Origin of the sequence: Zavarzinella formosa DSM 19928, assembly GCF_000255705.1 — a bacterium.
In the GTDB taxonomy this organism is placed as follows: domain Bacteria; phylum Planctomycetota; class Planctomycetia; order Gemmatales; family Gemmataceae; genus Zavarzinella; species Zavarzinella formosa.
In genome coordinates, this window is the sequence record NZ_JH636451.1 from 86,535 (window position 1) to 90,753 (window position 4,219).

Consider the following 4,219-nt stretch of genomic DNA (forward strand, 5'->3'; position numbering starts at 1 on the left):
AAGAAACTGTTTGATTCCGGGGAGTCCTTCTTGCACAATCATGACCGAGACTCCTTCCGGTTGGTGATCACCCGGCCTCACGGCCCAACCGATCCGGCCGGGGGAGTCTCGTTTTTCTATCCCGGCCCACTCTCCTCAGCAAAAAGCGCAACTTCAAAACGCGCCAGCGAGGGTACCTCGACTCCCGGTGGTCCAACGACTCCCCGACGGGCAATGGCCGAGGTCGGAGGCGTGTGGCGAGCAAGAGAAGGCTAATCGGTTCTGTGGGCCGCCACACAAACCAGAACTCTGCTCTAACTATTGGAAACCCGCCATAAGAAAGAGCGGAAAGAATGAGGTGGTCGGTGACCAAAGTCCCATTCGCATGCTCCGAGCCTGTGAAATATTCATCCTCGCCCGCCACTCGGCCGATTCGTCCGCGTCCCCTTCTTGCGGGCGTGCGGGGCCTTCCCCGCCGCCGTCTGTTTCTCCGCGTCCTTCACCGGCGGGCACACCGTCGTCCCCCTGGACGGAGCCTCGTCGATGGCCCCGGCACGGCAAAGCCCCGTATCAGTTCACGGAGGGTTGAACGCAGCCCCGGACCAGGTAGCTTGGCCAGTGGAACCACGCATAGTAGCTGCCTTCTTCGACGACGGCCCCGAGGTATTTTTCCTCCACGGCCTGATCGGGCGAATCGACGCCGAAGCAAGCGGCGACGATCTCCGCGCAGTTGGCCAGGCCGATGCCGTGGCCGTCGGTGGTGATGCCGCCGGCGTAGAGGCTTTTGAAATCCGCGTGGAGGTTGCCCAGCAGAAATTCAACTTGCTTCGGCGTCAGCCGGTTGCGGATCACCCAGCGAACCAGTCCGTTGCGAACCGGGAAAACCCACATCCCCACCTCGCTGTCGGCGGCAAATCGCATGGCGTTGTTGATGAGGTTGTAAAGGACCCGGTCGAGATTCGGGGCTTCCGAGCCCCGGAAGGCCGTCGTCCGGCCGCAGGTATTGCGCACGCGGACTTGCACCGGGCCGGCCGGGCCGGGCATTTCGGCCCCGTCCCACTTGTCGAGGATCGGGCCGAGGCATTGCCAGTCGGCCTCCCGGTCCGTTTGAGCGCTTCGCGGATCAATGTCAGGAAACAGGCTTCGCATAATCCTGACATGAGACTTGGCGGACTCCACGCAACTACGGATAATTTCCGCGTTTCCAGAGGCTGAATGAAGCAATTCGGCCATGCCGATCAACACCGTGAGGCCGCTGCCGCGGACATCGTGAACCGCCTTGCGGATCAATTGGCTGCGCGGTCCCGTCCGGCCGGTCGCCTCGCCGAGGCGGCGGGCAATGCCCGAAAACTCATCATTCACTTCGTCCAGGATCGTTTGCTCCGCGAGCATCCGGGCCTGTTCATCCCCCTGGCTGGCGCCGGCGTTGGCAACTGCCTGGAGAGTGACATATATCCGCCGCAATGCAACTCGGTCGGCCGGGGCGAATTCCGCCAGGGCCACTTTGAACTCTCCCCCATCCGTTGGCAACACCCGCCTGAAAGGCAGGTAAAACGGGGCGAGATGTGTGAGGGTAGTCTCGGTGCTCATGTTCCGTCCTTTTTGGTGATCCAAGGGCGCGGCCGGAAGCGACACAAATCGCGATGTGACCGGGCCGTCACTCATGCGATCAATCGATCGTAAAATCAAGCAACTAGCGCGCCCGTCCGAATGTATCAGATGAAATATTCACAGATGGCTTAATGAGATTCAGACGCAGAAAATGCCGGCAAAACAGGAAAATCATGCCGGCGCGGTTTCCATTGGCAAAGACCTTGGAAAGCGAAAAAATCGGCGCCGGGGGGATTTTTCAGGCGAGTCGGTTCCTATCAATTGGGCGGTGTTGATCCTTTTACCTTGCCACCAACTTACATAAGGTTTGCCGACTCGCGTTCTTCAATAGCGAAATCACCATCAATACGCGGAGAGATGATCGCATCCGTGCGGCGTGCTGCTCGGCCAGTGGAACCAGGCGTAATAGTCTCCGTCCACGACGGTTGATCCCAGATATTGCTCCTCCACCGCCTGACTGGGCGAGTCGAGGCCGAAGCAATGGGCGACGATCTCCGCGCAATTGGCCAGGCCGATTCCCTCGCCGTCGGTGGTGACGCCTTCGACGAACAGGCGCTTGAAATCGCAACCGAGATTCCCGGTGAGATAATTGTTTTGCCCCTCGGCCAAATGATTGCGCACCACCCAGCGGACAAGGCCGTTGCGCACCGGGAAGACCCACATTTCAACACGCGAGTTGCCGGCGAATTGAACGGCGTTGTTGATGTAATTATAAAGCACCCGGTCGATGGCCGCGGCCTCGGCGGGATGATAAGAGGTCATCTTTCCGCAGGCGTTGCGCACCGTCACCGTGATGGTGCCGCCGGGGCCCTGCACCTCGACGCCCTCCCATTTGTCGAGAATCTGCCAGATGCCCTGCGCGGCATCGGGTCCGTCCGCCTGCGCCGCGGCGGGGTCCAGGTCGGGAAGCATGCTTCGCATCATCAGGGCATGGTCGCGGGCCGCCTCGACACAGGCATGGATCAAATCGATGTTGCCGGGGGTGACTTTCATCGTCTCGGCCAGCCCCACCAGCACCGTGAGGCCGCCCCCACGGATGTCATGCAGGGCATGGCGAATTGATTCATCAGCGAGTCCCGCCAGCCGCGTGGCCGAGCCGAGATGACGGGCGGCCACCTCCAGAGCGCTGTTGATTTCAGACAAGAGATGACGCTCGGCCGCAATGATATTGTTCGAGAACGGATTGATGGAATTTCCCATCTGCGCGATGCCGCGAATCGTCTCATAGATCCAATGCAACAACGCCTGGTCGTCCGGCGCAAAGCGAGACACAGGCACTTGGAACTTGTGAATATTGACCTCCACCGGTCGTCGGCTGGGCAGATAACAAGGCGCCAGGCTGACGAGGGTGATTTCAGTGTTCACGGATGCTCTCCATGTTGAAGGCGCCGGGAAGGCAAATGCGAAGAAATATCAAATGACATTCTCCGTCCCGATGCTTGTTCGTCCCGACTAACCAAGCATTGGCGATGCCAGAGCAATGGTTCGTCAAATAATGAGAAGGGCAGGCTTTGGAGGCGTCTGTTGAAAATTCCGCCCCGCAATCACACAGTGAAAGTCAATTCATTGGCCCAAAACAGCATGAATTAACAAATGCCGGAAATCGCGGTGATTAATTTCAACATCGTTTCCGAGGTCATTCGCGCCATGTCGAAAGGGATGCGCTATCACACGAACGCCGAGGCCCCTTTTCCGGGTTGGTTTCCCGGCGGCCAAAATTTCCCCGCTGAAAATGGCCGACGTTTGTCGGCGTGAAACAAGGCGGAAGGATTAACATCACGTTGCCCGCCATCCGCCCGATGGCTTTTGACAGTCATGAACAGCGATCAAGGCCATTGGCCGGTTATCGGCCCCCAAGCAACAGCGCTGGCGGCCGATACCGCGGTTGATTTTTTTTGATGTTGCGTTTTATGAGGTTTTGGGTTTCATCAGGGCGTTCTTGGTATTGGCGAGCCGAGCAGCGTCAGCGGCCGGGTGGCTTCCGGTGGTTGAACCGCCTCCCCTTTATTCAGCCTGATTCACGCCCGTGGCTCGCGCGCCTTCCCTGCCGGAAGCCACCCGGCTCCTTACGGAGCTCGGCTCGCCAATACCAAGAACGCCCTTAAAAGAAAAGGATCATCGGCATGATCCGCAATGTTGCGGATCTATGGCAGAGTTCCGGAAGGTGTGGCGTAAAGGTCAGATCCCCACAAAGGTTACGTCTTTACGCCCGGCAGGACGCCGCTCTGACGACTCTCCGGAAGGATGATCGGCCGGGTCGTCAGCCCGTCGGGGAGCCGTTGGACCACCGGAAGTCGCGGTACCCTCGCTGGTGCGTCGGGCTATGGTTGCACCGGGCTTTGGGCTTGGGAAGCGGTCACGTCTTTTCATCCGGAACCACCCGCAGTCATAGCCCGACGCGCCAGTTTTGAAGTTGCGCTTTTTGCTGAGGAGAGTGGGCCGGGATAGAAAAACGAGACTCCCCCGGCCGGATCGGTTGGGCCGTGAGGCCGGGTGATCACCAACCGGAAGGAGTCTCGGTCATGATTGTGCAAGAAGGACTCCCCGGAATCAAACAGTTTCTTCGTCCGGCCGGCCTGAGTCCCCGGGCGCTCGGCCTGGTGATTCGTTGCGTGGCGGCGTTTTGTTT

The 4,219-nt window shown here is 59.4% G+C and carries 2 protein-coding genes; both read right to left on the reverse strand.

The genetic code is table 11. The annotated features are described in order from the left end of the window. Positions 1-549: 549 nt before the first annotated feature. Positions 550-1,569 (reverse strand): histidine kinase, encoded by a 1,020-nt coding sequence (locus BGIM_RS0142945; protein ID WP_029631857.1) that lies wholly within the window; start codon positions 1,567-1,569, stop codon positions 550-552. A gap of 363 nt (positions 1,570-1,932) precedes the next feature. Beyond that, a complete protein-coding gene (locus BGIM_RS0142950; RefSeq protein ID WP_020475760.1) occupies positions 1,933-2,955 on the reverse strand; it encodes a histidine kinase in 1,023 nt (340 codons plus the stop codon). Positions 2,956-4,219: the final 1,264 nt, after the last annotated feature.